The sequence below is a fragment of the Aminobacter sp. UC22_36 genome (assembly GCF_044056035.1).
In the GTDB taxonomy this organism is placed as follows: domain Bacteria; phylum Pseudomonadota; class Alphaproteobacteria; order Rhizobiales; family Rhizobiaceae; genus Aminobacter.
This window is the reverse complement of sequence record NZ_CP171996.1, coordinates 1632630-1658609: the sequence shown is the minus strand read 5'-3', so window position 1 is coordinate 1658609 and position 25980 is coordinate 1632630. Positions and strand designations below refer to the sequence as shown.

Sequence of the window (25980 nt, the reverse complement as noted above, 5' to 3'; positions counted from 1 at the left end):
CCCCGCGCAAGGCCCGCGCAAGACTGAGGCAATAGTGTTTGGAAATCTGCTCGGAGATTTCCATGGACCCCGTCAACCTGTTCGATCTGGCCGCCCAGCAGGCACGCTGGCTCTCAGTGCGCCAAAGCGCCATCGCCGGTAACGTCGCCAACGCCAACACGCCCGGCTACCGGACCAACGACATCGAACCGTTCGACAAGGTGCTCGACCGGTCGCGGGTCGCCATGACCTCGACCCAGGCGGGGCACCTCTCTGGAGGTGCCACCGAAGCCGGCTACGCCGTCAAGGCCGAGGAACCCAAGCACGCGGTCCTGCCCTCCGACAACACGGTGGCCGTCGAAGACGAGCTCATGAAAGCCGGCGAGGTTCGGCGCTCGTTCGAGCTCAACACGGCCATCGTCAAGGCCTTCCACCGCATGATCATGCTTGGCTCGAAGGCCTGACCGGGATGGATCCGCTCGTCGCCGCCCTCAAGGTCGCCGGCTCCGGTCTCGGAGCCCAGTCCGAACGCCTTCGCATCGTTTCGGAAAACCTCGCCAACGCCCAGTCGACCGGCAACACGCCCGGTGCCGACCCCTATCGCCGCAAGACCGTCAGCTTTGCCGCCGAACTCGACCGCGCCACCGGCGCCTCGACAGTCGAGATCGCCTCGATCGGCCACGACCAGACCGCGTTTCCGCTGGAATTCCAGCCCGGCAACGAGGCTGCGGACGCCGCTGGCTTCGTCAAGATGCCCAACGTCAATGTCATCATCGAAATGGCCGACATGACCGAGGCGAACCGTTCCTATGAAGCCAACCTGCAGGTCATCAAGCAGGCGCGCGAGCTTATTTCCATGACCATTGATCTTATGAGGAACCAGTAATGATCGGCAGCATCAGCCCACTCGGCACGCAGCTACTGTCCAAGCCGACGAGCATTGTGCCGGAAGCAGGCGCGGCCGCTGCCGGCGGCGGGGTCGCCTCGTCATTCGCCGCTGCCCTTGCCGACGCTGCCGCTCAGACCCAGGCCACCTTGCGCCAGGCCGAGCAGCTGTCGCTTGCCGGCCTGCAGGGCAAGGCCGACACGCGTGAAGTCGTCGACGCGGTGATGAGCGCCGAGCAGGCGCTGCAGGCCGCCGTCGCCATCCGCGACAAGATCGTCACGGCCTATCTCGAAGTCAGCCGCATGGGCATCTGAGGAACATCCCGATGAAAGCACTTGCCATCGCCGCCACGGGCATGAATGCCCAACAGACCAATCTCGAGGTGATCGCGAACAACATCGCGAACATCAACACCACCGGCTACAAGCGCGCCCGCGCCGAATTCTCCGACCTGCTCTATCAGGTCGACCGCACCCAGGGCGTACCCAACCGGGCCAACGCGGCGATCGTGCCCGAAGGCGTCAGCATCGGTCTCGGCGTCAAGACGGCTGCCGTGCGCAACGTCCACATCCAGGGCGTGCCCACCAACACCGGCAACGAATACGACCTCTCGCTGACCGGCAAGGGCTGGTTCCAGATCGAGGGCGCCGACGGCCAGACGCTCTATACCCGCGCCGGCTCCTTCAACAAGAACGCCACCGGCCAGCTGGTCACCGTCGATGGCTTCAACGTCATCCCGGCGATCACCGTGCCGCAGGATGCCGTCGAGGTCATCATCAACAATTCCGGCCAGGTCTTCGCCCGGCTCGACAACCAGACAGCGCTCCAGCCGCTCGGTCAGCTGACGCTCGCCAACTTCGCCAACGAGGCAGGCCTCGCGCCGCTCGGCGACAATCTCTTCGCCGAAACCGAAGCCTCCGGTGCTGCCAATGTCGGCATCCCCGGCGATCCCGGTTACGCCACGGTCCGCCAAGGCTACCTCGAAAGCTCCAACGTCGATCCGGTCAAGGAAATCACCGAGCTGATCTCGGCGCAGCGCGCCTACGAGATGAATTCCAAGGTCATTCAGGCGGCCGACGAAATGGCTGCCGTCGTCTCCAAGAACATCAGGTGAAGATCATGCGGCGACGGAACGCCCTCCTCCATATCCGCACGGCGATCCTCGCGTTCGCCATGCTTGGTGGCGCAGCGCAGGCTGCCGACCAGGAGGTCGTGCTCGTTCCCAACCGCGTCATCTATCCCGGCGAGACGATCGCCTTGTCCTCGCTCAAGGAAATCACCCTCAAGCCGGGCAAGGTGCGGCCCGATGCCGTCGCCACTCTGGCCGACGAGCTCGACGGCCGCATCGCCAAGCGCACGCTGCTGCCCGGCCGCTATGTTCCAATCACCGCGCTGCGCGAGGCCTGGCTGGTCGACCGTGGCGCCTCCGTCCAGGTCGTCTTCGCCGCCGGCCCGCTGATGATCTCGGCTGCGGCCGTGACGCTTGAACCGGGCGCTGCCGGCGACGTCGTCAAGGTCCGCAACCTCGACAGCGGCAAGGTCTTCACCGGCACGGTGATGGCCGACGGCTCGATCCGCGTGGGTGCCATATGATCCGCAGACTGTTGCTCGCCGCAATCGCCGTATTCGGCCTGCAAACCGCTTACGCCGACGGCCCTGACGGCGTTCCGGCCGGCCAGTTGAAGGCCGGCGGCAACGCCATTGCCGGCGGCAACGCCGTGGCTGAACTCGGTGGCGGCGACGGCAACTTCATTGCGACCTCAGGCGACGGCGGCCGCCAGACGACCCTCAATTCGGGCACCGGCACCAATCTGGTCAATGTCCGCATCAAGGATGTCGCCTCGCTTCAGGAAGCGCGCGACAACCAGGTTGTCGGCTATGGCCTCGTCATCGGCCTGAACGGCTCGGGCGACAGCCTGCGCAACGCGCCTTTCACCGAGCAGTCGATTCGCGCCATGCTGGAAAACCTCGGCATCGCGTCCGAAGACGGCCGGGCGCGTGTCCGCAACGTCGCCGCCGTCATCGTCACCGCCAACCTGCCGGCCTTCGTCCAGGCCGGCGCCCGCATCGACATCAACGTCTCGTCGCTCGGCGATGCCTCGTCGCTTGCCGGCGGCACGCTGGTGATGACCCCGCTCAAGGCGCCCGACGGCGAGATCTACGCCGTTGCCCAAGGGTCGGTGCTGGTCTCCGGCTTCAGCGCGCAAGGCAAGGCCGAGCAGGTCACGCAAGGCGTGCCCACCTCTGGCCGCGTGCCCAATGGCGCGATCGTCGAGCGCGAGGTCAAGGCGCGCTTTGCCGATGAGAACGTGCTGACGCTGCAGCTCTTCAATCCCGACTTCTCGACCTCGGTGCGCATCGCCGACGCCATCAATGACTATGCCCGCCATCGGTTCGGCAAGCGTGTCGCTGGCGAGCAGGATTCGCGCGTCGTCGTCATCCGCAAGCCCGAGGGCGTTTCGACGGCACGTTTCTACGCCGAGCTCGAAAACCTGATGATCTTGTCGGACACCCCGGCACGGGTCGTCGTCGACGAGCGCACCGGCACCATCGTCATCGGCAACGAGGTCAAGATCTCGCGCGTCGCCATCAGTCACGGCACGCTGACGGTGCGCATCACCGAGCAGCCGCGCGTCGTCCAGCCCGAACCGTTCTCGCGCGGCGAGACCGCGGTCGAGGACTACACGGTCATCGAGACAGAGCGCGCGGACTCCAAACTCGCCATGCTCGACGGCCCCGACCTGCAGACGCTGGTCGCCGGGCTCAATCGCCTCGGCGTCAAGCCGGACGGCATCATCGCAATCCTCCAGGGCATCAAGTCGGCAGGCGCACTGCAAGCCGATCTGGTGGTCCAGTAAGCCATGGCCATGACCACCGCGCGTTCCCACTTCCGCCTCCGGGCGCTTGCCACGGCAGCGCTTGCCGTGGTGCTGGCCGGTACGGCTTATGCCGAGCAGGCCGCGCCGAAGACACCGCTGGTTCAGGGCACCCCGACCCGGGTCATCGAGCGTGAGGTTCCAGCTGCCCCCGCCGAGGTCGCGCCAGTTGCGCCTCCGGTCGAGCAGAGCGAGGTCGAGCGCTTCTGCTCCAACATCGCAGATGCCGCCCGCGACCGTCGCTATCAGTTGCAGGCCGAGGAGCTGAAGAAGCTGCAGGCCGAGGTCGACAAGCGCATCGCGCTGCTCGAGGAGCGCAAGACCGAATACGAGACATGGCTGAAGCGCCGCGAGGTCTTTCTGGCCCGCGCCGAAGAAGGTGTGGTCCAGATCTATTCACGCATGAAGCCCGATGCCGCCGCCGAGCGTCTGGCGGTGATGAATGTCGACCTTGCCGCCGCCATCCTGATGAAGCTCGACGCGCGCAAGTCCAGCGTCATCCTGAACGAAATGGAAAGCAAGGCGGCGGCGGAACTGACCCGCATCATCGCGAGCGCTGCACGCCGGGAAGACCCCACATGATCAGAAAAGCCCTCTTTGCCGCCACGCTTGCCAGCCTTGCCGGTTGCGGCGCCAACCTCAAGGAGATCGGCAAGGAGCCGACGATGTCGGCCGTCGGTTCCGGCATCGAGGACGGCAGCTCGTCGATGTACCGCTATCCTGAATCGCCTGCTGCCCCGCCCAAGCGTTTTTCGCTGTGGCAGGACAAGCAGAGCCGCATGTTCACCGACCCGCGCGCGCTGCAGCCGGGCGACATCCTGACGGTCAAGATCGAGATCGATGACAGGGCCCGCTTCCAGAACGAGTCCGAGCGCAATCGTGTCACCAACCGGACCATCGCCGCCGGCCTCAACGTGGAATGGGATGGTGCAAAGACCGGCGGCAAGGGCGACGGCAGTGCCGGCTCCAAGTCGATCTATTCCGGCGACGGCGCCACCACGCGTTCCGAAAAGCTCAATTTGCTGCTCGCCGCCGTCGTCACCGACGTGCTGCCCAACGGCAACATGATGATCAGGGGCTCGCAGGAAGTGCGCGTCAATGCCGAGTTGCGCGTGCTGACCATCGCCGGCATCGTACGGCCGTCCGACATCGGTCCGGAAAACACCATTCCTTACGAGCGTATAGCCGAAGCCCGCATCTCTTATGGCGGCCGCGGCCGCATCACCGAGGTCCAGCAGCCGCCCTACGGCCAGCAGTTCCTCGACCAGGTCCTCCCCTTCTAGGTCCGGGACATGTCAGACATCGATCAATTCCTCCCCCAGAAGCCCGGCCCCTCGCTGGTTGTTCAGCTCGGTATCCTGCTGCTGATGACCTCGGCGGCCGTCGGCATGGGCTGGCTGTCGGGCAGTTACCTCAAGGGTGAAAGCACCCCGGTCGAACAGGCGGCTGTCGTAGCTCCCAAGCCGCATGCTGCCAAGGAGACGGCCGCCGAACATGGTCCGGCGACCGAAGCCGCCGGTACGCTGGTCCAGCTTCCCGCCATCACCGCCAATCTCGCGGCGCCCGACACCATGTGGATCCGCCTCGAGGTCTCGCTGGTGCTCGACGCGCCGCAATCCGCAGATCTCGCCGAGCGTGTCCACCAGGACCTGCTCGCCTTCGTGCGCACGCTCCGGATCCATCAGGTCCAGGGCGCCAGCGCTTTCCGTCATCTCAAGACCGACCTTGACGAACGCGCCGCGATCCGCAGCGACGGCCACGTCAAGGAAGTGCTGATCAGAACGTTGCTTTTCGAATGAAAAAGTTCCTGGCCACCGCAGCCATCCTCGCTGGCGTTATCGTGCCTGCGAGCGCGCAGCAGCTCGACCTGAGCGCGCTCGGCAACACCGACGGCGCTACCATCGGCTACATCATCCAGATGTTCGGGCTGCTCACCGTGCTTTCGGTGGCGCCTGGCCTGCTGATCATGGTGACGAGCTTCACCCGCTTCGTCATCGCCTTTTCGATCCTGCGTACCGGTATCGGCCTGCAGTCGACGCCGGCCAACCTGATCCTCATCTCGCTGTCCTTGTTCATGACATTCTACGTCATGTCACCGACCTTCGATCAGGCCTGGCAAAACGGCGTCAAGCCGCTGATGGACAACCAGATCACCCAGGCGCAAGCCGTCGACCGTATTTCCGACCCGTTCCGCACCTTCATGATGCGCAACGTCCGCGACAAGGATTTCAACCTGTTCGCCGACCTCGCCCGCGAACGCGGCCAGACGGTGTCGGAAGACAAGGTCGACCTGCGCATCCTGGTTCCCGCCTTCATGATCTCCGAAATCCGCCGCGGCTTCGAGATCGGCTTCCTGATCGTGCTGCCCTTCCTCGTCATCGACCTGATCGTTGCCACCATCACCATGGCCATGGGCATGATGATGCTGCCGCCGACAGTCGTGTCGCTGCCCTTCAAGATATTGTTCTTCGTCCTCATCGACGGCTGGAACCTGCTTGTCGGCTCGCTCGTGCGATCATTCACCTAGCGGGCCTTCTGGAGCACGGCTGACGTCCAAAGAAGCTCTCGGTTGACCACCGGGAGCTTTTCGCATTTTTCAACAAAACAAAGAAAAATCAGCTATTTACAGTTGATTAACCACATTGCTTAGCCGTTTGGCAGGGTGTTCCCGGTTAGATCGCGGTACAGCGCGAGTTGGCCCGAAACAGTTGGCCATAGGCATGATGCCGCTTCGCCTGAGCCGGAATGTTCGCCGGCATGTTCCTCAAAAAATTCGAATACAAGGAACAGGGCTTATGACCAGCCTTCTCACCAACGCGTCCGCAATGACCGCTCTGCAGACCCTGTCGAGCACCAACAAGAACCTCGGCGTCACCCAGAACCGTATCGCCACCGGCGAACGCGTCTCGACCGCTTCCGACAACGCCGCTTACTGGTCGATCGCCACCAGCATGCGCACCCAGTCGGGCGCCCTCGGCGCCGTTCAGGATGCTCTCGGCCTCGGCGCCGCCATCCTCGACACCGCTTCTTCGGCGCTGGAAGAGGCCATCAACAAGACCAAGGAAATCGTCAACAAGTATGTTGCCCGTGCAACGCCCGGCACCGACACCGCCGCCATCGACGCTGAAATCACCCAGCTCAAGGCCCAGGTCGTGTCGATCGCCACGAACGCCGATTTCCAGGGCGTCAACATGCTCAAGACCGGCGGTACGGCCGCTGCCATCGTGACCGGCTACCAGCCAGGTGCTGCCCCGACGACGATGTCGGTTGCCGCCTACGACCTCCAGGCTGCCCTCGGCGCTGCAGCCGACGCAACGGCGGTAGACACCGCGCTCAAGGCGATGCAGTCGGCAGCCGCCACGATCGGTGCGGCCAAGACCCGCGTCGACTCGCAGAAGTCGTTCACCTCCAAGCTGGTCGACTCGATCGACCGCGGTATCGGCCAGCTGGTCGACGCCGACATGAACAAGGAGTCGGCTCGTCTCGCCGCCCTGCAGACCCAGCAGCAGCTCGGCATCCAGGCGCTTTCGATCGCCAATTCGAGCTCGCAGTCGCTGCTGTCGCTGTTCCGCGGCTAACCCTGTTGGACGGGGCGCGGTTCACCGCGCCCCGAACAGATCCGAGCCGTCTCAGGCATCGGGTTGCAAACCGGGTCGTACCGCAAGGTACGGCCCGGTTTCGTTTTGAAGGTGATTGCCGCTCTTGTCTCGACCAGGCAGCGGCATGGCAGTTAGCCTTGGAGCCCGCGTCGCCAAGTGAAAGTTAGATAAAAATCAACAGTTTACCGTTGCTTAACCACATTACTTAGCCGTTTGGCAGGGTGTTCCCGGTTAGATCGCGGTACAGCGCGAGTTGGCCCGAAACAGTTGGCCATAGGCATGATGCCGCTTCGCCTGAGCCGGAATGTTCACCGGCATGTTCCTCAAAAAATTCGAATACAAGGAACAGGGCTTATGACCAGCCTTCTCACCAACGCGTCCGCAATGACCGCTCTGCAGACCCTGTCGAGCACCAACAAGAACCTCGGCGTCACCCAGAACCGTATCGCCACCGGCGAACGCGTCTCGACCGCTTCCGACAACGCCGCTTACTGGTCGATCGCCACCAGCATGCGCACCCAGTCGGGCGCCCTCGGCGCCGTTCAGGATGCTCTCGGCCTCGGCGCCGCCATCCTCGACACCGCTTCTTCGGCGCTGGAAGAGGCCATCAACAAGACCAAGGAAATCGTCAACAAGTATGTTGCCCGTGCAACGCCCGGCACCGACACCGCCGCCATCGACGCTGAAATCACCCAGCTCAAGGCCCAGGTCGTGTCGATCGCCCAAAACGCCGATTTCCAGGGCGTCAACATGCTCAAGAGCACCGGCGGTTCAGCGGCCAACATCGTGACCGGCTACCAGCCGGGTGCTGCCCCGACGACGATGTCGGTTGCCGCCTACGATCTCGAAGCTGCTCTGACTGGCGCTACCACGACAGTTGCGGTGGACACCGCGCTCAAGGCGATGCAGTCGGCAGCCGCCACCATCGGCGCGGCCAAGACCCGTGTCGACTCGCAGAAGTCGTTCACGTCCAAGCTGGTCGACTCGATCGACCGCGGTATCGGCCAGCTGGTCGACGCCGACATGAACAAGGAGTCGGCTCGTCTCGCCGCCCTGCAGACCCAGCAGCAGCTCGGCATCCAGGCGCTTTCGATCGCCAATTCGAGCTCGCAGTCGCTGCTGTCGCTGTTCCGCGGCTAACCCTGTTGGACGGGGCGCGGTTCACCGCGCCCCGAACAGATCCGAGCCGTCTCAGGCATCGGGTTGCAAACCGGGTCGTACCGCAAGGTACGACCCGGTTTCGCTTCGAAAATACTTCACGCACTCGCCACTCAACTCGACACATGCAAAACACCCGGCCTCAACATCAGAAATTCCTAAAGCGCATCAAGTAAAATTCGTAAAAATTTACGTATTTATATTTCATTAACCATAAAACTTAGCCGTTTGGCAGGGTGTTCCCGGTTAGATCGCGGTACAGCGCGAGTTGGCCCGAAACAGTTGGCCATAGGCATGATGCCGCTTCGCCTGAGTCGGCCCGTCGCCGGCATGTTCCTCAAAAAATTCGAATACAAGGAACAGGGCTATGACCAGCCTTCTCACCAACGCGTCTGCAATGACCGCTCTGCAGACCCTGTCGAGCACCAACAAGAACCTGGCCGTCACCCAGAACCGCATCGCCACCGGCGAGCGCGTCTCGACCGCTTCCGACAACGCCGCTTACTGGTCGATCGCCACCGGCATGCGCACCCAGTCGGGCGCCCTCGGCGCCGTTCAGGATGCTCTCGGCCTCGGCGCCGCCATCCTCGACACCGCTTCTTCGGCGCTGGAAGAGGCCATCAAAAAGACCGAAGAAATCGTCAAGAAGTACGTTGCCCGCGCAACGCCCGGCACCGACACCGCCGCCATCGACGCTGAAATCACCCAGCTCAAGGCCCAGGTCGTGTCGATCGCCCAGAACGCCGATTTCCAGGGCGTCAACATGCTCAAGAGCACCGGCGGTTCAGCGGCCAACATCGTGACCGGCTACCAGCCGGGTGCTGCCCCGACGACGATGACGGTTGCCGCCTACGACCTCGAAGCTGCCCTGACCGCTGCAACCGACACCATCACAGTCAACACCGCGCTCACCGCGATGAAGACCACCGCCGCCACGATCGGTGCGGCCAAGACGCGCGTCGACTCGCAGAAGTCGTTCACCTCCAAGCTGGTTGACTCGATCGACCGCGGTATCGGCCAGCTGGTCGACGCCGACATGAACAAGGAGTCGGCTCGTCTCGCCGCCCTGCAGACCCAGCAGCAGCTCGGCATCCAGGCGCTCTCGATCGCCAACTCGAGCTCGCAGTCGCTCCTGACGCTGTTCCGCAACTAGCATCGATCCGAGCCGTCTCAGGCATCAGGATTGCAGGCTGGGCCGCACCGCAAGGTACGGCCCAGTTTCGTTTTGTCTAATGCAAGCGCAAGACGGCATCGCCGTGACATTCTACCTAGACGGGTCGAACAGCCTAATCCGCTGAATGATCTGGCATTATTCTGGTATCAAACGGCCCTGCCGCCGACAGCTGGTGAGCCTCGCGCAAGCTTGGCCACTGATCATGTTGCTGTGTTCGTGCCCGTTCACCTGTCCGGGCAATATTAATCTGCCATTAACCATACTTGTTTAGCAGTGGTTAACCAGCGGCGAACGCAGCAAAGCGCGATCCAGGGTCGCGCGAATTACAGTGGGGACCTATCCGATGTCCAGCATCATGACCAACGCTGCGGCTTTGACTGCGCTGCAGAGCCTGAGCGCTACCAACAAGTCCCTTCAGGTAGCGCAGGGGCGCATCTCGACCGGCTACCGCGTCGCTGAAGCCTCCGACAACGCCGCATACTGGTCGATCGCCACGACGATGCGTTCGGACAATGGCGCTAACTCTTCGGTGCAGGATGCGCTCGGCCTTGGCGCCGGCAAGGTCGACACTGCCTATACGGCACTCAAGGACGTCATCGGCGTCGTCGACGACATCAAGCAGAAGCTGATCACCGCACGCGGGCAGGGTCTCGACACCCGCAAGCAGATCCAGGGTGAAATTGCCACTTTGCAGGTTCACCTCAGGAGCGCAGCCATTGGCGCCAGCTATGCCGGTTCCAACATGCTGGCCACTGACGACGCCGGCCCCGTCGAGATCGTTTCCTCCTACAATCGCGCCGCCAACGGCACCGTGACCTTGGGCAAGATCTCCATCGACCTGGCAAACGTCACGTTGTTCGCCGCCAACGGCACGGCCAAGCCGATCACCGCCGATATCATGGCGATCAATGTCGAGACCAATGGTACCGACGCAGATATCGATGGCTTCCTGACCGACATCGAAGCTGCGCTGACCGGCTTCACGCTGGCTGCTTCCGAACTCGGCGCTGCCAAGTCGCATATCGACCTGCAGAAGGATTTCGTCTCGAAGCTCATGGACTCCATCGACCGTGGCGTCGGCCAGCTCGTCGATGCCGACATGAACAAGGAATCGACGCGTCTGCAGGCCCTCCAGGTCCAGCAGCAGCTCGGCATCCAGGCACTGTCGATCGCCAATTCGAACTCGCAATCGATCCTGGCGTTGTTCAAGAGCTGACGCCTCGGCGCGAAAATCGATTTCGATTTTCGCAAGCACGATGCCTGGGGCCAAGCGACACGTCCGCAGCCACTAATCCCGACGAAATGCCATGGGCCGCGCATCTTGCGCGGCCCATAACATTTTCGCACAAGCTTCGCGGTCTAGGGTCTGCCCGGAAAGTATTGCGGGGAACCTACGCACGTGCCCGAACAGCTACAGAGCATCGTCGCCAATCTCAGGAGTTTCGGCCCACGCCGTCTCGCCATGTTGGGCGGTATCGCAGCGCTGGTGATCGCCATCGTCGGCGTGGCCTCCGTCTATCTCAACCGGCCGGCCTACGAGACGCTTTATGTCGGGCTCGAACGCTCCGACGTGAACCAGATCGGCATGGTGCTGGGCGAAGCCGGCATCGGCTTCGACGTCGCCTCCGACGGCACCACTGTGCTGGTCCCCGCTGGCAGCACTGCCCAAGCGCGCATGCTGCTCGCCGAAAAGGGCCTGCCGACCAGCGCCAATGCCGGCTACGAGCTTTTCGACAATGTCGGTTCGCTCGGCCTCACCTCCTTCATGCAGCAGGTCACCCGCGTCCGCGCCCTGGAAGGCGAGATCGCCCGTACCATCCAGTCGATATCAGGCATCAAGGCCGCCCGCGTTCACATCGTCATGTCCGAGCGTGCCAATTTCCGCCGCGACGAACAGAAGCCTTCTGCTTCGGTGGTCATCCGTGCCGCCGGCATGGACGCCGACAAGAGCGCGATGTCGATCCGCCATCTCGTCGCCGCCGCCGTGCCTGGCCTCGATGCCGAACGCGTGACGGTGCTTGATTCGAGCGGCAACCTGCTGGCCGCCGGCGACGATCCCAACAATTCGAGTGCCGCCCGCTCCATCGGCGTCGAGCGCACAGTCGAAACCCAGATCGAGGACAACATCCGTCGCGCGCTCGCCGCCTATCTCGGGCCCGACAATTTCCGCGCCAGCGTCAAGGCCGACGTCAACACTGACTCGCGCCAGACCGAAGAGACGATCTTCGATCCGGAATCGCGCGTCGAACGTTCCGTCCAGGTCGTGCGTGCCAACGAGAATTCCAACCAGAAGCAGTCGTCCACGCCGGCCACCGTCGAGCAGAACCTGCCCGATGCCGAAGCCACCGCCACCGACGGCCCGCAGTCGACCTCGGAAAGCGACCGCAAGGAGGAGATCACCAACTACGAGATGAATTCCAAGCGCATCGCCACTGTCTCGAATGGCTATTCGGTGACCAAGATGTCGATCGCCGTCGTCGTCAACCAGCAGCGCCTCGCCACTATCCTCGGCAAGGACGCAACACCCGAAGCCATTGCAGCCCGCGTCGCCGACATCCAGAAGATGGTGACCTCGGCCACCGGCTTCGACGAAAAGCGCGGCGACCTGATCAATGTCTCGGCGGTCGAGTTCATCGACGGCCTCGATGGCGAAGTCATCGAAAGCCCCGGCTTGCTTGCCTCGGTTGGCCAGCATGCCGGGACGCTGATCAACGCCGCCGCCTTCATCGTCGTCGTCTTCCTGGTCGCCTTCTTCGGCCTGAGGCCGATGGCGGCGGCGCTGTCGGGCTCGTCTGCCACGCCTTCCTTGCCCGCTTTCGCCGGCCCGAGCTTCGAAGAGATGCAGCGCGCCTTGCCGAACGCGGAGGGAATGGCCTCCTTTGAAGAGGAGCCTGCCGCCCTTTCCGACCAGCGACCGCACGCCATGGACGATCTGCGCAACAAGCTGCGTCCCGCCCCGCAGGACCGCCTGGCGCGCATGGTCGACATCAATGAAGAGCGCACCGCGCTGATCCTGCGCAAATGGGCCGGCCAGGAGGTCGCCGCCTGATGTCGATCGCAGCGCTTTTCGAACGTCTGACCGATTTCGCGCCACTCGCCCCGCACGGCATCGAGCCCGAAACGCCGGCCGCCGCAACCTATCCCAAGGCCGTTCCCGATCCGGATATCCCAGCCATCGTCGCTGAAGCCGTCGCCCAGGCGGAGGCTGATTTGGCCGCTCGCCTGACCGAAGAGCATGAAGCCGCACTCGAGGCCGAGCGCCAGCGTCATGCCAAGGAGATCGCCGAACTTGGTGCCCGCTTCGGCGCCGATGCCGGCGCGGCGATCGCAACCCGTATCGCCGAGATGGAAACGCGTGTCGTCCACCTCACCACCGATGCCGCCGCCCGCGTCGTCGCAACGCTGGTCAGCGATGACATCCGCAAGCGTTCCATCGACGCGCTGTCCACGGCCATCCTCGCTGCCTGCGCCGATCGCGAAGCGGTGCGCATCAAGGTCAGTGGCCCGCAGTTCCTGTTCGACGCGCTGGCAGCCGCCATCGGCAAACGCATCGACAACGTCGACTTCGTCGAAGCCGTCGGCTTTGATCTCAGCGTCTCGATCGACGACAACCTGTTCGAGACCCGCCTCGGCGAATGGTCTTCGGCACTTTCCGAGACCTTGCCATGAACGGCCCTGACGGCCCCGAGCCACGCCACGAGATCGTCATTGTCAGGCGTGCCCATTCCGATCACGACGAGGGCCACCATGGCGGTGCCTGGAAGATCGCTTTCGCCGACTTCATGACGGCGATGATGTGCTTCTTCCTCGTCATGTGGCTGATCAGCGCCGCCAACGAGCAGACCAAGGCGGCTGTCGCGAGTTATTTCAACCCCGTCAAGCTGGTCGACCGCAACGCCTCCCGCAAGGGCCTCGAAGAGCTCGGCGACGGCCCCAATTCGGTTGGCCTGACCGCCGAGAATCCGCAGGAAGCCAGCGCCAAGGCCGGCTCCGACGGCCGCGGCAATGCCGGCCCGTCGACCGAGAAGAACTCGGCCGAAGCCAGCGAAGCCGTCAACCGCTCCGACGAACACCTGTTTGCCGACCCCTATGCCGTGCTCGCCGAAATCGCCCAGGACACCGGCACCAAGGCCAATGTCTCGGAGCGCGGCGAAGGTGGTGCGCAGAACGCCGGCCCGGCCAACGGCGCTTCCGGCGGTGAAGCTTATCGCGATCCATTCGCACCTGATTTCTGGACCGAGCAGGTCGCCACCCCGGCTGCCGAAGCCTCAGCCGAGCGCGCCGCGATCGAAGGCGAACCGGCAAAGCCCGGCGACAAGACCGAGCGCTCCAAAAAATCCGACCCGGTGAAGGCGCAGGAACCGCAGGCCCCGGAAGCCCAGGCCCCGGAAACCCAGGCAGAGCTCGCCGAGCAGACACCTCCGACACAGCCCGTTCCGACCCCGGTGGCACGCGAAACCGCCGCCAAGCCGGGCGACGCGCCCAAGAGCGAAGCCACCGAAGCCGAGGCGATGGTCGAAAAGCCAAAACCCAAGGATGAGGCGCCGACGCGCGAAACCATCAACGATGCCGATGCCATCCGGCGCGAGCTCGCCGAGGCGATCAAGTCGGGCGGCGCCCTGCCCGACGGTCTCTCGGTCGTTGCCACCGACAAGGGCGTCGTCATCTCCGTCACCGAGCAATTCGACTTCGGCATGTTCGAGATCGGCTCGGCTGTGCCACGCAAGCAACTCGTGCTGGCCATGGAAAAAATCGCCAAGACCATCGCGGCTCATGAGGGCAACGTCTCGATCAACGGCCACACCGACGCTCGTCCGTTCCGCAGCGGCGGCTATGACAACTGGCGCCTGTCCACCGCACGTGCCCATTCGGCCTACTACATGCTGGCGCGCGCCGGCCTCGACGAAAAGCGTATCGTCGAAGTCGCGGGTTTCGCCGACCGCAAGCTGAAGGACGCTGCGGAGCCATTCTCGGCCACCAACCGACGCATCGAAATCCTGCTGGAGCGGTCCGAATGAGGCTCGCAGCGACCCTGTCAGGCGCAGCCCTCATCGCCCTGCTGGTCGCGGGCGTGCCGGGACGCGCCACGGCCAGCGAAGCACCGGCGCTCGAGCCCTATCAGCTCGTGCGTTGCCTCCAGCTGCTGCAGGACCGCATCGCATCCGGCGACCAGGCGTCGCTGCCGCTGCAGCGCCGCCTGCTCGAAATGACCGACGAGCGCATGCGCACCGCCGATCCCGCCGCGTTCAAGGAACCCAAGAATTTTCGTGCCCTGCTGATCTACGCGATGAGCGGTGGCAACCCGCTGACCATCGAGCAGGTCGTTTCGCGGCTAACCCTCGAGGAGGCCGACCTCAAGCTGGCACAAGGCATCATCGATTATCTCCGGGGCAAGCCCAAGGGCACCGTCGAGGCCCTCGCTTCGATCGACCCGCTGACGCAGATCTCCGAGCTGGGTGCCTTCCTGGCACTGGTCAAGGGTTCGGTCAGCATCGCCGAACAGCCCGAGCAGGCGATGAAGCTCCTGGACCAGGCTCGCTTGCTCAGCCCCGGCACGCTCGTCGAGGAGGCGGCCTTGCGCCGTTCCGTGGCGCTTGCCAGCAGGCTTGAAGACGGCGGCCGTTTCCTGCGCAATTCGGCGCAGTATGTCCGCAGCTACCTGCGCTCGCCCTATGCCAGCCAGTTCGCCGACGCCTTCGTCGGCGGTGTCGTTGCCCTGCACAGCTCGATCAATCTCGACACGCTTGGCGAAATCACCGCGATGATGGATGCCGAGCAGGAAAAGGTCATCTATCTCCGCATTGCCCGCCGCGCCGCCATTGACGGCCTGACCGAACTCTCCGCCTTCGCCTCCACCAGGGCCGAAAAGGGCCGCGACGGCCTCACTGACAGCGCCGACCCGCGCGCTCAGCTCTATTCCGGCCTGTCGTCGGTCACCTCGGGCACTGCCGCCGACATGCTCGGCAAGCTTGGCGGCATCGATCGCGACAAGCTGTCCAAGGGCGACCGCGCCTTGCTTGACGCCGTCGAGGCGGTCGCCTCCGAGCTCACATCGGCGCTGCCCGCAACACCCGCGAGCAAGCCGAAGCCTGTCGACATCGAGGACCTGCCGCCTGCGCCGCTCGATATCACTGCGCCCGTGACGGATCCGATGATTCCCGACGCAGCCGAAGCTCCAGCCACTGCCCCGTCCCTTCCCGCCCAGTCGGCGGAACCCGCCGCGGTGACGGCTGAGCAGCCGACGGTCGCCGCTGCACCGCGGGTCGTGCCGCTGACCCAGCAACAGCCTGCGCCGGCGGAACCGGAAGACCCAAAAATCATCGAAGCGCGCCGCACGCTTGAATCCATTGACGAACTTCTAGGAGGCTCCCCCAAATGACCGACGCCCTTTCGGCGCTGGTGAGCCCACTCGCCCGCCACCCATCGGCCACCGAACGCAGCGCCCTTGTCGGCAACGACGACCAGCCCGATTTTGGTCAGGCATTGGCCTCGCCCCAGAAAGACGAACCGAAATCGAAGGGACAGCCATCCGACCCGGACGCCCCTCGCAAGAAGGGCTTGCACAAGCTCGCCGAGCGGCTTGCCGCACGTGATGCCCGCGTCACCGAACCCGAGGGCGACACGCTCAAGACCGAACCGACTTCGAAGGGCGAGCAGCTTGACGTATCCGAGCCACTGCTGCCCGATGCGGCTGCCAAGGAAGTCAAGCCCGACCAGGTAGACGAGGCTCCATTGCCGCTGCTGCTGGCCTTGAGCGAGCTGCGCAAGGCGGGCGGTCAGCCGGCGAATGCAGCTTCCGTCGACGCACCCGACGTCGAAGCCAGCGATGTGAACGCACAGCCCGACATATCCGGCGACGAAGCAGAACTTTCGGCACTCGTGGTGGGCGGCAAGTCCCCCCGTCCGGCTGCCGCCGGCACCGCCTTGCCACCCGGCATGGCGCCCACGCCGCAGACACAGCCGGCGGCGCAGCCCGCCACCAAGGAGACGGCAGCCGCCAACGACGCTGGCGCCGACAAGCCGGTGCGCCCGACGCTCGCCAGGCAGGGCGATCAGCCCTCCGCCGGCAACAGCGTCACCATCATATCGGAGCAGGCGATCCCCGCCCCTGCAAGCTCCGGCGCCAACAGCACCGCAGGTGCGCTCGCCCTCGATATCGCCTCGGCCGCGCCACGCCACACCGCTGCCGCAACTGCTGTCCAGCAGCTCCAGGCCAGCACCACAAACACGCCGGGCACGCAGGTTCTCAAGATCCAGTTGCGCCCCGTCGAACTGGGCATGGTCACCGCCAATCTGCGCCTGGCCGGAGAGCAACTTTCGATTGAAATCGAAGTTGAGAACGCCGAGGCCTATGTCAGGCTTTCAGCCGACCGCGAGGCGATCAACACCGCCTTGCGCGGCCTCGGCTTCGACGTCGACCGCGTCACCATCTTGCAGCCTCAGCAGGCGAATTCGGCGCAGCCACGCAACGACGGCGGCGCCACCGCCCCTGGTTCGGGGGGCCGTGACCAACCGTCCTTCCAGTCGGGTGGGACAGGTAGCGAAGGTGGCAATTCAGGCAATGGACGTCCAGGTGGGAGAGCGGCAAATGACGAAGGCAGTGCACGCAACATCTCGTCGTCTCGCGCTGATCGCCCTGACAGCAGCCGCTATATCTAGTGCTACCATCGCCGCGGCTGCCGCCGCTGCGAACCCATGCGAGCCGGAGATCCTGCGCGCCGCCGATCGCTACGGCGTGCCGGTCGGCATTCTCTATGCCGTTGGCCTGACAGAGACCGGAAAGAAGGGCAGCTTGCAGCCCAACGCTTTGAATATAGAAGGAAAAGCAGTTTTTCCCAAGAGTGAGGCCGAGGCAGTCGCGGCCTTTGAGGCAGCCCGTGGCGAAGGCAAGACGCTGATCGATCTCGGCTGCATGCAGATCAACCACCGCTACCACGCCGCCGAGTTCCGCTCCGTGCGCGACATGCTCGATCCCCGCCTTAATGTCGACTATGCCGCGCGTTTCCTCGTCAGCCTGCATTCCCGTCACGAGTCCTGGTCGATGGCCGTTGCCCGCTATCATGCCGGTCCCAACAACGACCCCGCGCAGAAGCGTTACGTCTGTCGCGTCATTGCCAACATGGTCGCCACCGGCTTCGGTCGCTGGACCGAAAACGCCCGGACCTTCTGCAACCCATAGGCGTTTTTACGCCGAATTGAATCGGATACGGGCCGCTATCCCGCCCCTCATCGCAAGCTTGAAACTGGATGCACGCATGTCGTGCAACCTGTTCAACCCACGCGATTCCAGACTCCCTAAAAAATAGCGGCAAGAATTCACGATTGGTCGCCTTGGTCCCGACCCATTACCGATTGGTTAACAGGGCATTTTTACTGATTCGGGGGCGGGATCATGATCGTAATCGTCGACGAGCGAGAGCTCGTCACCAACGGATATAATTCACTCTTCGACCGGGAAGGTGTGGCGTGCGCGGGCTTCCGTTCGACCGAATTCGGCGAATGGGTCACCAGTGCACCTGACGAGGATCTGCGCTCGGTTCGCGCCTTCCTCATCGGCGACTGCAACGAGGGTTCGATCTCGCCTCGCCAGCTGCGCGATCGCTCCAAGGCGCCCGTCATCGCGCTCAGCGAACAGAACAATCTCGAAAACACGCTCAAGCTTTTTGAATCAGGCGTCGACGACGTCATTCGCAAGCCTGTCCACATCCGTGAAATCCTCGCCCGTATCTCGGCGATCCGTCGCCGTGCCCAGGAAGACACCGGCTTCACCCAGATTGGTGCGATGCGCATCTTCATGGATGGACGCGACCCCGAAATCGACGGCGAGGCAATGCCATTGCCCCGCCGCGAACGCCGCATCCTCGAATATTTGGCAAGCAACAGCGGCCGCCGTGTCACCAAGACCCAGGTCTTCAATGCAATCTACGGTGTCTTCGATGAAGAAGTCGAAGAAAACGTAGTTGAAAGCCACATCTCCAAGCTGCGCAAGAAGCTGCGCGAACGTCTTGGCCACGACCCCATCGATTCAAAGCGTTTCCTCGGCTACCGGCTGATCGTCTGATCAGCCTCGCGCAAGACATGCCACGTAACTTCACTAGCGTGGCATGAGATTTGAGGAGACCACCGATGAGCCTTTACGGAATGATGCGAACCGGCGTTTCGGGCATGAACGCCCAGGCGAACCGGCTGTCGACGGTCGCCGACAACATCGCCAATTCGAGCACGACCGGCTACAAGCGCGCCTACACCGAGTTCTCGTCGCTGGTCCTGCCCAGCACGCCCGGCGCCTACAATTCCGGCGGCGTCACCACCAAGGTGCTGAACGCCATCGCCAAGGACGGCACGCTTCAGTACACCACCTCGGGCACCGATCTCGCGGTCGAAGGCAACGGCTTCTTCGTCGTCAAGGATGCCTCCGGCTCTCCCTTTCTCACCCGCGCCGGCTCATTCGTTCCTGATGGCCAGGGGCGCCTGATCAACGCCGCCGGTTACCAGCTGATGGGCTACAGCTACGCCAACGGCGTGCCGGCAGCCACCGCCAACGGTTTCGACGGCCTGGTGCCGGTGCAGATTTCGAGCTCCGAACTCACCGCACTTCCGACCAAGAATGCCACCTTCACCGCCAACCTGCCCAGCGACGCGACAGCGGTGACCGGTGCGATACCAAGTGGCAACGCCGCAGGTGCGACCTACACCTCGAAATCGTCGATGGTGGTGTACGACAATCTCGGCGGCAAGAAGATCGTCGACATCTACTACACCAAGACCGGTGCCAACACCTGGGACGTCGCAGTATTCGACCAGTCCAAGGCAGCTCCGGGAACGTCATTCCCCTACGCTGCCGGCGGTCTGCTCAGCAACGCCACCCTGACCTTCGACGGCACAACCGGCAAGCTCACCGGCACCAGCCCGACCAGCCTCACCTTCACGGTGCCCAATGGCGCGTCGATGAACCTGGATATCTCCAAGCTCAGCCAGCTTGCGTCGCCCTACACGGTGACCAAGGCTGTCGCTGACGGCAACGGCCCCAGCACCATCGAGCGTGTCGAGATCGACACCGACGGCACCATGTACGCCCAGTACGCTGATGGCTCGATGAAGCCGCTGTTCAAGATCCCGCTGGCCGACGTCGCGAGCCCGGATCGGCTGAACAGCCTGTCGGGCAACGTGTTCCGCGAAAGTGCTGACTCCGGTCCGGTTCAGATCGGCTTCGCCGATTCAGGCGGGCGCGGCAAGATGATCTCGGGCGCTCTCGAGAACTCGAATGTCGACATCGCCGAGGAACTCACCGCAATGATCGAGTCCCAGCGCAACTACACTGCCAATTCCAAGGTCTTCCAAACCGGAGCGGACCTGATGGATATCCTCGTCAACCTGAAGAGATAGGACTGACGGGCTTATCGCCCGCTGGAAAAACAACGCATGTCGCTGTCGTCCGCCATTAGCATCGCCCAATCTGCGCTTCGCAACACCTCGCGCCAGACAAGCACTGTTTCCCGCAACGTCGCGGATGCATCAAACCCTGACTACGTGCGCCGCACAGCGGTGCTTGCCAGCACCGGCCCCGGCGCGCGCGTGGTCGAAATCCAGCGGGCGACAAACGAGCTGCTGTTCCGCCAGAACCTGTCTGCGCTGGCCGACTTCACCGGCCAGAACACCCTTCTCGAAGGCCTGCAGAAGCTGTCGCTCGACGTCAACGGCTCTGAGAACAAGGGCTCGGTCGCGACCAATCTCGGCAAGTTCCAGCAGGCGCTGCAGCTTTATGCGGCAGCGCCCTCCAACCAGAACCTCGGCACGGCGGCGATCGACGCCGCCCGCCAGGTGGTGCGTTCGCTCAACGACGGCAGCGATGCCATCCAGCGTATCCGGACCGAAACCGACGGCGAGATCGCCACCACTGTCGACGACCTCAACAGGCTGCTGGCCGATTTCGAGCAGGCCAACAAGGCGATCATCCAGGGCACCCGCGCCGGGCGCGACGTCAACGATTCCCTTGACCAGCGCGATGCCATCCTGAAGAAGATTGCCGAGATCGTGCCGATCTCGACCTTCAAGCGCAGCGACAACGACATGGTCATCACCACGGGTGATGGCACGACCTTGTTCGAGACGATCCCGCGCTCGGTCACCTTCACCCCCTCGCCCGGCTACTCGGCCGGCATGACCGGCAACAAAATCCTCATCGACGGCGTGCCGCTCCAGCCCGGCACCGGCGCCAATACCGACGCCGGCGGCAAACTGGCCGGCATGATCCAGCTGCGCGACAGCGTCACCACCACGATGCAGGCGCAACTCGACGAGATGGCGCGCGGTCTGATCACCGCCTTCTCCGAAACCGCGCCTGCGCTTGCCGACCAGGCGGGCCTGTTCACCTGGTCGGGCGGCCCGGCTGTTCCGCCCGCCGGCGTGCTGGTCAACGGTCTTGCGCGCTCGATCAAGATCAATCCCGCGGTCGACCCGAACGTTGGCGGCAACCCGAAGCTGTTGCGTGACGGCGGCATCAACGGCGTGGCCTACGTCAAGAACCCGGCCGGCAACGCCTCTTATGCCGACCTGCTGATCTCCTACGGCAATCGCATAGACCAGACGATGGCCTTCGATCCGGCCGCCGGCATCGCCGCCAGTTCGAGCCTCAGCACCTTCAGCACCAATTCGATCGGCTGGTTCGAGGGCATGCGCAAGCAGGCTTCGGCAGCAGCCGAGACCAAGGAAGCGCTGGCCGTCCGCACCGGTGAAGCTCTTTCCAATGAAACCGCGGTCAATGTCGATGTCGAGATGTCGCTGATGCTCGACCTCGAGCATGCCTACCAGGCGTCGGCGCGGCTCATGAAGGCCGTCGATGACATGCTGGCCGCACTTCTGGCAGCAGTGAGGTAGCGCGATGAAAGCGACCTTCGTCTCCTCTTCCGCTGTTACCAACGCGCTACGCTATTCGATGCTGCGCCAGCAGTCCGAACTGATCAAGGCGCAGAAGGAAGCCACCTCAGGCTTCGCCGCCGATGTCGGGCTCGCGCTTGGCGCCCGCACGGCCCAGTCGTTGACGCTCCACCGCGATCATGAACGCCTCGACGGCATCGTCGATTCCAACGGCCTGGTGTCGTCGCGCCTGGCGGCGACGCAGAAGTCACTCAACGAGGTTGGAAAGGCCGCGCAGACCTTCCTGGCCAGTCTGACCAGCAGCGCTTCAGGCGACGCCGGTTACGCGCTGACCCAGAAGAGCGCGCGCGGCACGCTCGACACCTTGACCTCGGTGCTCAACACCAGCCTCAACGGCGAATATCTGTTTGCCGGCACCAACACCGACGTCAAGCCGATCAACGAATTCAAGGCCGGCTCGCCGGCCAAGGCGGCCTTCGACGCCGCCTTCCAGACACATTTCGGCTTCACCCAGAACGATCCGGGCGCGCAGACCATCACTGCCGCCCAGATGGATGGCTTCATGACCACGGTCGTCGAGCCGATGTTCCTCGGCGGCGGCTGGCAGGCCAATTTCTCGAACGCTACCGACCAGGGCATCACCAGCCGCATCACACTCAACGAAACCACTGAAGCTTCTGTCAGTGCCAACAACATCGGCCTCCGCAAGGTTGCCATGGCCGCCGCCGTGATCAGTGACCTGCTCGCCTCGAATGTCGGCCAGGCTGCGCGCGGCGCGCTGGTGACGCGTGCAGTCTCGACCATCGGCGCGGCGATCAGCGACATCGGTCAGCTCGAAGCACAGACCGGCATCATCGAGCAGCGTGTGACCAACGCCACCGACCGCATCAAGATGCAGATGGACCTGTTCGAGCGCCACATCATCAACACCGAGGGCGTCAACCCCGAGAAGGCGGCGACCCGTGTCACCGATCTCATCTCGCTGATCGAAAAATCATACGCACTGACGGCACGCATCCAGAAGCTCAGCCTGATGAACTACCTCTGACGTGAACGGCAACAAACGGGACGCATATGTATCAATTCTCCTATGCCGACATTCAGACCGACTCCGTCGCCGACGCGCGGGATCGCGAACGTCAGCTTCTCAGCCGATCGATCGACATGCTGGTCAAGGCTGGCGAAGCCGGAGCCAATTCCAGTGAAGCAATCGCGGCACTGAACTTCACCAACCGGGTCTGGACCTCGCTGCTCGACGACCTCGGCAACCCTGAGAACGCGCTTCCCAAGGAACTGCGCGCCAACCTCATCTCGATCGGCTTGTGGATCCTGCGCGAGGGCGAGGACCTGCGCCAGGGCCGCACCGACAGCTTCGAAGGCATGATCGAGGTCTCGCAGATCATTCGCGACGGCATCCAATGAAAAACACGCTGAAGATCTCGCTGAAGGCCAACGAGAAGATCTACATCAACGGTGCCGTTGTGCGCGCCGACCGCAAGGTCTCGCTCGAACTGCTCAACGATGTGCAGTTCCTGCTCGAAAGCCACGTGCTGCAGCCCGAGCAGGCCTCGACCCCACTGCGCCAGCTCTACTTCATCCTGCAGGTGATGCTGGTCGACCCGATCGGCGCGGTCGAGGCACGCGACATGTTCCGCCGCTCGCTGCCGCTGTTGCTCGCCACCTTCGACAATGCCGAAATCCTGTCGAGCCTCAAGCATGTCGACCGCCTCGTCGCCGAAGACCACGTCTACGAAGCATTGAAGACGATTCGTTCTCTCTACCCACTCGAGCAGCGCATCATCGCCGGCAACGATTCCCAGCCCGTCGAACGCGCTCGCGCAGCCGGAGGCAAATTCTGATGCCCATCGATTTCAGCACCACCCCGCCGGTCGGCGCCAATACCGGCGCCAACAAGTCGACCGGCTCCAAGACCCAGGTCGACTACCAGTCCTTTCTCAAGCTGCTGATGGCGCAGATGAAGAACCAGGACCCGACCAAGCCGATGGAATCGACCGAGTATGTGGCCCAGCTCGCCACCTTCTCGCAGGTCGAGCAATCGGTGCAGATGAACGCGCGCCTCGACCAGATCCTGCAGTCCTCGGCGCTCGCCCAGGCCGACGCGCTGATCGGGCGCAACATCACCTCGGCCGACGGCAAGACCTCGGGCACCGTCACCGAGGTCCGCCTCGCCAAGGACGGCGTCACCGCTGTGCTGGCCGACGGCAAGACGGTCGCGGTCGTCGCCGGCGTCAAGGTCAAGGCGGCTGCGTGAACGAAGCCGATGCCCTCGACCTGGTCCAGTATGCCATCTGGACCGTGCTGACCGCCTCCGCACCCGCGGTGGCGGCAGCCATGCTGGTCGGCGTCGTTATCGCCCTGATCCAGGCACTGACCCAGATCCAGGAAATCACGCTTACCTTCGTTCCCAAGATCGTCGCCATCTTCCTGGTGGTGGCTCTGACCGCCCCATTCATCGGCGCCCAGATTTCCAGCTTCACCAACGTCATCTTCCAGCGCATCGAAAACGGTTTCTGACCGGCAGCGCGGCGAGCTTGTTGCCACCTCGACCCGGGCTTCACCTGAATCCCGGTCTGTGGACTGCTGCCGAACCGCCGCTGGACCATGCCGGTTCCAGACAAATGGGTTCACCCCGCCGCGCGATCATGGTCTAGTCGGCAAACAGCGATTCACTCGAAGGGCACCCGGCTCGGCCGGCTTGGCGCATGGACGACGACCACCAGTACGAGCACGGTTCGGCACTCGCGCCATTCAAGCACGGCATCTTCCGTTCCGTCTGGTTCGCCAGCCTGGCATCGAACTTCGGCAGCCTGATCCAGTCGGTCGGCGCTGCCTGGCTGATGACCTCGATCGCCACCTCGTCGGATATGGTGGCACTGGTCCAGGCCTCGATATCGCTGCCGATCATGCTGTTTTCGCTTGCCTCGGGCGCGCTTGCCGACAGCTACGACCGCCGCCGCGTCATGCTGACCGCTCAGTGTTTCATGTTCGCGGTGTCGGCGATGCTGACACTGTTTGCCTATCTCGGCCTGATCACACCGTGGTTGTTGCTCGCCTTCACCTTCCTCATCGGCTGCGGCACCGCCCTCAACAATCCGTCCTGGCAGGCCTCGGTCGGCGACATGGTGCCGCGCACGGTCATGCCGGCGGCCGTCGCGCTCAACTCCATGGGCTTCAACATGACGCGCAGCGTCGGCCCGGCCATCGGCGGCATCATCGTCGCCACCGCTGGTGCCGCGGCCGCATTCGCGGTCAACACGCTGAGCTACTTCGCCATCATCTTCGTGCTGTTCCGCTGGCGCCCCGAATATCCGGCAAACCCGCTGCCGCGCGAAACGCTCGGCCAGGCCATGGGGGCCGGCCTGCGCTATGTCGCCATGTCACCCAACATCGGCAAGGTGTTGTTGCGCAGCTTCGCCTTCGGCTTCACCGCCGTCGTCATCCAGGCGCTGCTGCCGCTGGTCGCCCGCGATCTTGTCGCTGGCGGCCCGCTCACCTATGGCATCATGCTCGGCGCCTTCGGCATCGGCGCGGTCGGCGGCGCTCTGATCAGCGGCCGCATCCGCAGCAGCATGTCGAGCGAATCCATCGTGCGCTCGGCCTTCTTCGGCTTCGCCCTGTGCAGTTGGATCGCTGCCTGGAGTTCCAACCCCTGGCTCACCAGCGGCGGCCTGCTCATCGGCGGCGCCTGCTGGGTGCTGGCGCTGTCGCATTTCAACATCACGGTGCAGATGTCGACGCCGCGCTGGGTCGTCGGCCGGGCGTTGTCGATCTACCAGATGGCGACCTTCGGCGGCATGGCGCTGGGCAGCTGGATCTGGGGTCTTGTCGCCGAAAGCAACGGCCCCGCCACAGCACTTGTCGTCGCCGGCATCGTCATGCTGGTCGGCGCTGCCATCGGCCTGCTGTTGCCGCTGCCCGAGCACACCGCGCTCAACCTCGACCCGCTCAACCGTTTTCGCGAGCCGCATCTGGCGCTCGACGTCAGGCCGCGCTCAGGCCCCATCGTCATCTCGATCGAGTTCATCATCCGCGAGGAAGACGTGCCGGCCTTCCTCGATGCCATGACCGAACGCCGCCGGGTGCGCCGCCGCGACGGCGCCCGCAACTGGGTGCTGGCGCGCGATCTCGAGAACCCGGAAATCTGGGTCGAGACCTATCACACCCCGACCTGGCTCGAATATATCCGCCACAACCAGCGCGCCACCCATGCCGACGCCGTCATTGGCGACAAGCTGCGCGCCCTGCACAGCGGCGCCCAGCCGCCGCGCGTCCATCGCCTGATCGAACGCCCGACCAGCCTCGCCGCAGCGCTTGGCACCCACAAGGGCCACATCGAACTGCACTGAAGGCGGCGCCTTTACGCCGGCAACCGTAGGACTTGTGCTTTTGGCCGTGGAGAGGTTTTCCACG

The 25980-nt window shown here is 63.9% G+C and carries 29 protein-coding genes; all 29 read left to right on the top strand.

What is annotated here, in order from left to right; translation table 11 throughout:
• Nucleotides 1–62: 62 nt before the first annotated feature.
• The 29 genes from flgB (at nt 63) to ACHMW7_RS11160 (ending at nt 25916) form a co-directional block, all read left to right on the top strand.
• Nucleotides 63–443: a flagellar basal body rod protein FlgB gene (gene flgB, locus ACHMW7_RS11300; protein ID WP_395450329.1), complete on the top strand. Its 381-nt coding sequence runs from the start codon at nt 63–65 to the stop codon at nt 441–443.
• A 5-nt stretch (nt 444–448) separates the two neighbouring features.
• Nucleotides 449–865 (top strand): flagellar basal body rod protein FlgC, encoded by a 417-nt coding sequence (gene flgC / locus ACHMW7_RS11295; RefSeq protein WP_184769683.1) that lies wholly within the window; start codon nt 449–451, stop codon nt 863–865.
• Complete coding sequence (locus tag ACHMW7_RS11290) at nt 865–1179, top strand: flagellar hook-basal body complex protein FliE (protein WP_395450328.1); 315 nt, start codon at nt 865–867, stop codon at nt 1177–1179. The genes flgC and ACHMW7_RS11290 overlap by 1 nt, the downstream gene beginning before the upstream one ends.
• An 11-nt stretch (nt 1180–1190) precedes the next feature.
• Nucleotides 1191–1979, top strand: a complete 789-nt coding sequence (gene flgG, locus ACHMW7_RS11285) for a flagellar basal-body rod protein FlgG (RefSeq protein ID WP_395450327.1) — start codon at nt 1191–1193, stop codon at nt 1977–1979.
• Nucleotides 1980–1984: 5 nt separating this feature from the next.
• Entirely contained in the window at nt 1985–2458 is a 474-nt protein-coding gene (flgA, locus tag ACHMW7_RS11280) for a flagellar basal body P-ring formation chaperone FlgA (protein ID WP_395450326.1), read from the top strand.
• On the top strand, nt 2455–3723 hold the full coding sequence (locus ACHMW7_RS11275) for a flagellar basal body P-ring protein FlgI (RefSeq protein WP_395450325.1): 1269 nt from the start codon (nt 2455–2457) through the stop codon (nt 3721–3723). Before flgA ends, ACHMW7_RS11275 begins: the two co-directional genes overlap by 4 nt.
• Before the next feature lie 3 nt (nt 3724–3726).
• On the top strand, nt 3727–4323 hold the full coding sequence (locus ACHMW7_RS11270; RefSeq protein WP_395450324.1) for a MotE family protein: 597 nt from the start codon (nt 3727–3729) through the stop codon (nt 4321–4323).
• Nucleotides 4320–5024: a flagellar basal body L-ring protein FlgH gene (flgH, locus tag ACHMW7_RS11265; protein ID WP_395450323.1), complete on the top strand. Its 705-nt coding sequence runs from the start codon at nt 4320–4322 to the stop codon at nt 5022–5024. Before ACHMW7_RS11270 ends, flgH begins: the two co-directional genes overlap by 4 nt.
• A 9-nt stretch (nt 5025–5033) precedes the next feature.
• Nucleotides 5034–5540 carry a flagellar basal body-associated FliL family protein gene (locus ACHMW7_RS11260; RefSeq protein ID WP_395450322.1) on the top strand — a complete coding sequence of 169 codons (507 nt, stop codon included), beginning with the start codon at nt 5034–5036 and terminating at the stop codon, nt 5538–5540.
• Nucleotides 5537–6268, top strand: a complete 732-nt coding sequence (fliP, locus tag ACHMW7_RS11255; RefSeq protein WP_395450321.1) for a flagellar type III secretion system pore protein FliP — start codon at nt 5537–5539, stop codon at nt 6266–6268. The genes ACHMW7_RS11260 and fliP overlap by 4 nt, the downstream gene beginning before the upstream one ends.
• Before the next feature lie 268 nt (nt 6269–6536).
• Nucleotides 6537–7319 carry a flagellin gene (locus ACHMW7_RS11250; protein ID WP_395450320.1) on the top strand — a complete coding sequence of 261 codons (783 nt, stop codon included), beginning with the start codon at nt 6537–6539 and terminating at the stop codon, nt 7317–7319.
• A 375-nt stretch (nt 7320–7694) separates the two neighbouring features.
• On the top strand, nt 7695–8480 hold the full coding sequence (locus ACHMW7_RS11245; protein ID WP_395450319.1) for a flagellin: 786 nt from the start codon (nt 7695–7697) through the stop codon (nt 8478–8480).
• Between the two features lie 385 nt (nt 8481–8865).
• Nucleotides 8866–9651, top strand: a complete 786-nt coding sequence (locus ACHMW7_RS11240; protein WP_395450318.1) for a flagellin — start codon at nt 8866–8868, stop codon at nt 9649–9651.
• A 364-nt stretch (nt 9652–10015) separates the two neighbouring features.
• Entirely contained in the window at nt 10016–10888 is an 873-nt protein-coding gene (locus tag ACHMW7_RS11235) for a flagellin (RefSeq protein ID WP_395450317.1), read from the top strand.
• 183 nt (nt 10889–11071) lie between these two features.
• On the top strand, nt 11072–12721 hold the full coding sequence (fliF, locus tag ACHMW7_RS11230; RefSeq protein WP_395450316.1) for a flagellar basal-body MS-ring/collar protein FliF: 1650 nt from the start codon (nt 11072–11074) through the stop codon (nt 12719–12721).
• Nucleotides 12721–13341: a hypothetical protein gene (locus tag ACHMW7_RS11225; protein ID WP_395450315.1), complete on the top strand. Its 621-nt coding sequence runs from the start codon at nt 12721–12723 to the stop codon at nt 13339–13341. The genes fliF and ACHMW7_RS11225 overlap by 1 nt, the downstream gene beginning before the upstream one ends.
• The gene (locus ACHMW7_RS11220; RefSeq protein WP_395450314.1) at nt 13338–14690 is read left to right on the top strand and encodes a MotB family protein; all 1353 of its coding nucleotides are present in this window, start codon (nt 13338–13340) and stop codon (nt 14688–14690) included. Before ACHMW7_RS11225 ends, ACHMW7_RS11220 begins: the two co-directional genes overlap by 4 nt.
• Nucleotides 14687–16051 (top strand): chemotaxis protein MotC, encoded by a 1365-nt coding sequence (locus ACHMW7_RS11215; RefSeq protein WP_395450313.1) that lies wholly within the window; start codon nt 14687–14689, stop codon nt 16049–16051. The genes ACHMW7_RS11220 and ACHMW7_RS11215 overlap by 4 nt, the downstream gene beginning before the upstream one ends.
• Nucleotides 16048–17331, top strand: a complete 1284-nt coding sequence (locus ACHMW7_RS11210; RefSeq protein ID WP_395450312.1) for a flagellar hook-length control protein FliK — start codon at nt 16048–16050, stop codon at nt 17329–17331. Before ACHMW7_RS11215 ends, ACHMW7_RS11210 begins: the two co-directional genes overlap by 4 nt.
• Complete coding sequence (locus ACHMW7_RS11205) at nt 17261–17851, top strand: transglycosylase SLT domain-containing protein (protein WP_395450311.1); 591 nt, start codon at nt 17261–17263, stop codon at nt 17849–17851. Before ACHMW7_RS11210 ends, ACHMW7_RS11205 begins: the two co-directional genes overlap by 71 nt.
• Nucleotides 17852–18064: 213 nt before the next feature.
• A complete protein-coding gene (locus ACHMW7_RS11200; RefSeq protein WP_395450310.1) occupies nt 18065–18733 on the top strand; it encodes a winged helix-turn-helix domain-containing protein in 669 nt (222 codons plus the stop codon).
• A 65-nt stretch (nt 18734–18798) separates the two neighbouring features.
• The gene (locus ACHMW7_RS11195; protein ID WP_395450309.1) at nt 18799–20058 is read left to right on the top strand and encodes a flagellar hook protein FlgE; all 1260 of its coding nucleotides are present in this window, start codon (nt 18799–18801) and stop codon (nt 20056–20058) included.
• Nucleotides 20059–20094: 36 nt separating this feature from the next.
• A complete protein-coding gene (gene flgK / locus ACHMW7_RS11190) occupies nt 20095–21549 on the top strand; it encodes a flagellar hook-associated protein FlgK (protein ID WP_395450308.1) in 1455 nt (484 codons plus the stop codon).
• A 4-nt stretch (nt 21550–21553) separates the two neighbouring features.
• Nucleotides 21554–22597 carry a flagellar hook-associated family protein gene (locus tag ACHMW7_RS11185; RefSeq protein WP_395450307.1) on the top strand — a complete coding sequence of 348 codons (1044 nt, stop codon included), beginning with the start codon at nt 21554–21556 and terminating at the stop codon, nt 22595–22597.
• Nucleotides 22598–22623: 26 nt separating this feature from the next.
• Nucleotides 22624–22971, top strand: coding sequence for a flagellar biosynthesis regulator FlaF (gene flaF, locus ACHMW7_RS11180; RefSeq protein WP_395450306.1), 348 nt, complete (start codon nt 22624–22626; stop codon nt 22969–22971).
• Complete coding sequence (flbT, locus tag ACHMW7_RS11175) at nt 22968–23408, top strand: flagellar biosynthesis repressor FlbT (RefSeq protein WP_395450305.1); 441 nt, start codon at nt 22968–22970, stop codon at nt 23406–23408. The genes flaF and flbT overlap by 4 nt, the downstream gene beginning before the upstream one ends.
• Nucleotides 23408–23821 carry a flagellar hook assembly protein FlgD gene (flgD, locus tag ACHMW7_RS11170; RefSeq protein ID WP_395450304.1) on the top strand — a complete coding sequence of 138 codons (414 nt, stop codon included), beginning with the start codon at nt 23408–23410 and terminating at the stop codon, nt 23819–23821. The genes flbT and flgD overlap by 1 nt, the downstream gene beginning before the upstream one ends.
• Complete coding sequence (gene fliQ / locus ACHMW7_RS11165; RefSeq protein WP_184769661.1) at nt 23818–24084, top strand: flagellar biosynthesis protein FliQ; 267 nt, start codon at nt 23818–23820, stop codon at nt 24082–24084. The genes flgD and fliQ overlap by 4 nt, the downstream gene beginning before the upstream one ends.
• Nucleotides 24085–24272: 188 nt before the next feature.
• Nucleotides 24273–25916 carry an MFS transporter gene (locus ACHMW7_RS11160; RefSeq protein WP_395450303.1) on the top strand — a complete coding sequence of 548 codons (1644 nt, stop codon included), beginning with the start codon at nt 24273–24275 and terminating at the stop codon, nt 25914–25916.
• Nucleotides 25917–25980 lie beyond the last annotated feature (64 nt).

Coding starts and splice junctions, on each gene's coding strand:
- flgB (WP_395450329.1), top strand. CDS start 63: ATGGACCCCGTCAACCTGTTCGATCTGGCCGCCCAGCAGGCACGCTGG.
- flgC (WP_184769683.1), top strand. CDS start 449: ATGGATCCGCTCGTCGCCGCCCTCAAGGTCGCCGGCTCCGGTCTCGGA.
- ACHMW7_RS11290 (WP_395450328.1), top strand. CDS start 865: ATGATCGGCAGCATCAGCCCACTCGGCACGCAGCTACTGTCCAAGCCG.
- flgG (WP_395450327.1), top strand. CDS start 1,191: ATGAAAGCACTTGCCATCGCCGCCACGGGCATGAATGCCCAACAGACC.
- flgA (WP_395450326.1), top strand. CDS start 1,985: ATGCGGCGACGGAACGCCCTCCTCCATATCCGCACGGCGATCCTCGCG.
- ACHMW7_RS11275 (WP_395450325.1), top strand. CDS start 2,455: ATGATCCGCAGACTGTTGCTCGCCGCAATCGCCGTATTCGGCCTGCAA.
- ACHMW7_RS11270 (WP_395450324.1), top strand. CDS start 3,727: ATGGCCATGACCACCGCGCGTTCCCACTTCCGCCTCCGGGCGCTTGCC.
- flgH (WP_395450323.1), top strand. CDS start 4,320: ATGATCAGAAAAGCCCTCTTTGCCGCCACGCTTGCCAGCCTTGCCGGT.
- ACHMW7_RS11260 (WP_395450322.1), top strand. CDS start 5,034: ATGTCAGACATCGATCAATTCCTCCCCCAGAAGCCCGGCCCCTCGCTG.
- fliP (WP_395450321.1), top strand. CDS start 5,537: ATGAAAAAGTTCCTGGCCACCGCAGCCATCCTCGCTGGCGTTATCGTG.
- ACHMW7_RS11250 (WP_395450320.1), top strand. CDS start 6,537: ATGACCAGCCTTCTCACCAACGCGTCCGCAATGACCGCTCTGCAGACC.
- ACHMW7_RS11245 (WP_395450319.1), top strand. CDS start 7,695: ATGACCAGCCTTCTCACCAACGCGTCCGCAATGACCGCTCTGCAGACC.
- ACHMW7_RS11240 (WP_395450318.1), top strand. CDS start 8,866: ATGACCAGCCTTCTCACCAACGCGTCTGCAATGACCGCTCTGCAGACC.
- ACHMW7_RS11235 (WP_395450317.1), top strand. CDS start 10,016: ATGTCCAGCATCATGACCAACGCTGCGGCTTTGACTGCGCTGCAGAGC.
- ACHMW7_RS11225 (WP_395450315.1), top strand. CDS start 12,721: ATGTCGATCGCAGCGCTTTTCGAACGTCTGACCGATTTCGCGCCACTC.
- ACHMW7_RS11220 (WP_395450314.1), top strand. CDS start 13,338: ATGAACGGCCCTGACGGCCCCGAGCCACGCCACGAGATCGTCATTGTC.
- ACHMW7_RS11215 (WP_395450313.1), top strand. CDS start 14,687: ATGAGGCTCGCAGCGACCCTGTCAGGCGCAGCCCTCATCGCCCTGCTG.
- ACHMW7_RS11210 (WP_395450312.1), top strand. CDS start 16,048: ATGACCGACGCCCTTTCGGCGCTGGTGAGCCCACTCGCCCGCCACCCA.
- ACHMW7_RS11205 (WP_395450311.1), top strand. CDS start 17,261: ATGACGAAGGCAGTGCACGCAACATCTCGTCGTCTCGCGCTGATCGCC.
- ACHMW7_RS11200 (WP_395450310.1), top strand. CDS start 18,065: ATGATCGTAATCGTCGACGAGCGAGAGCTCGTCACCAACGGATATAAT.
- ACHMW7_RS11195 (WP_395450309.1), top strand. CDS start 18,799: ATGAGCCTTTACGGAATGATGCGAACCGGCGTTTCGGGCATGAACGCC.
- flgK (WP_395450308.1), top strand. CDS start 20,095: ATGTCGCTGTCGTCCGCCATTAGCATCGCCCAATCTGCGCTTCGCAAC.
- ACHMW7_RS11185 (WP_395450307.1), top strand. CDS start 21,554: ATGAAAGCGACCTTCGTCTCCTCTTCCGCTGTTACCAACGCGCTACGC.
- flaF (WP_395450306.1), top strand. CDS start 22,624: ATGTATCAATTCTCCTATGCCGACATTCAGACCGACTCCGTCGCCGAC.
- flbT (WP_395450305.1), top strand. CDS start 22,968: ATGAAAAACACGCTGAAGATCTCGCTGAAGGCCAACGAGAAGATCTAC.
- flgD (WP_395450304.1), top strand. CDS start 23,408: ATGCCCATCGATTTCAGCACCACCCCGCCGGTCGGCGCCAATACCGGC.
- ACHMW7_RS11160 (WP_395450303.1), top strand. CDS start 24,273: ATGGACGACGACCACCAGTACGAGCACGGTTCGGCACTCGCGCCATTC.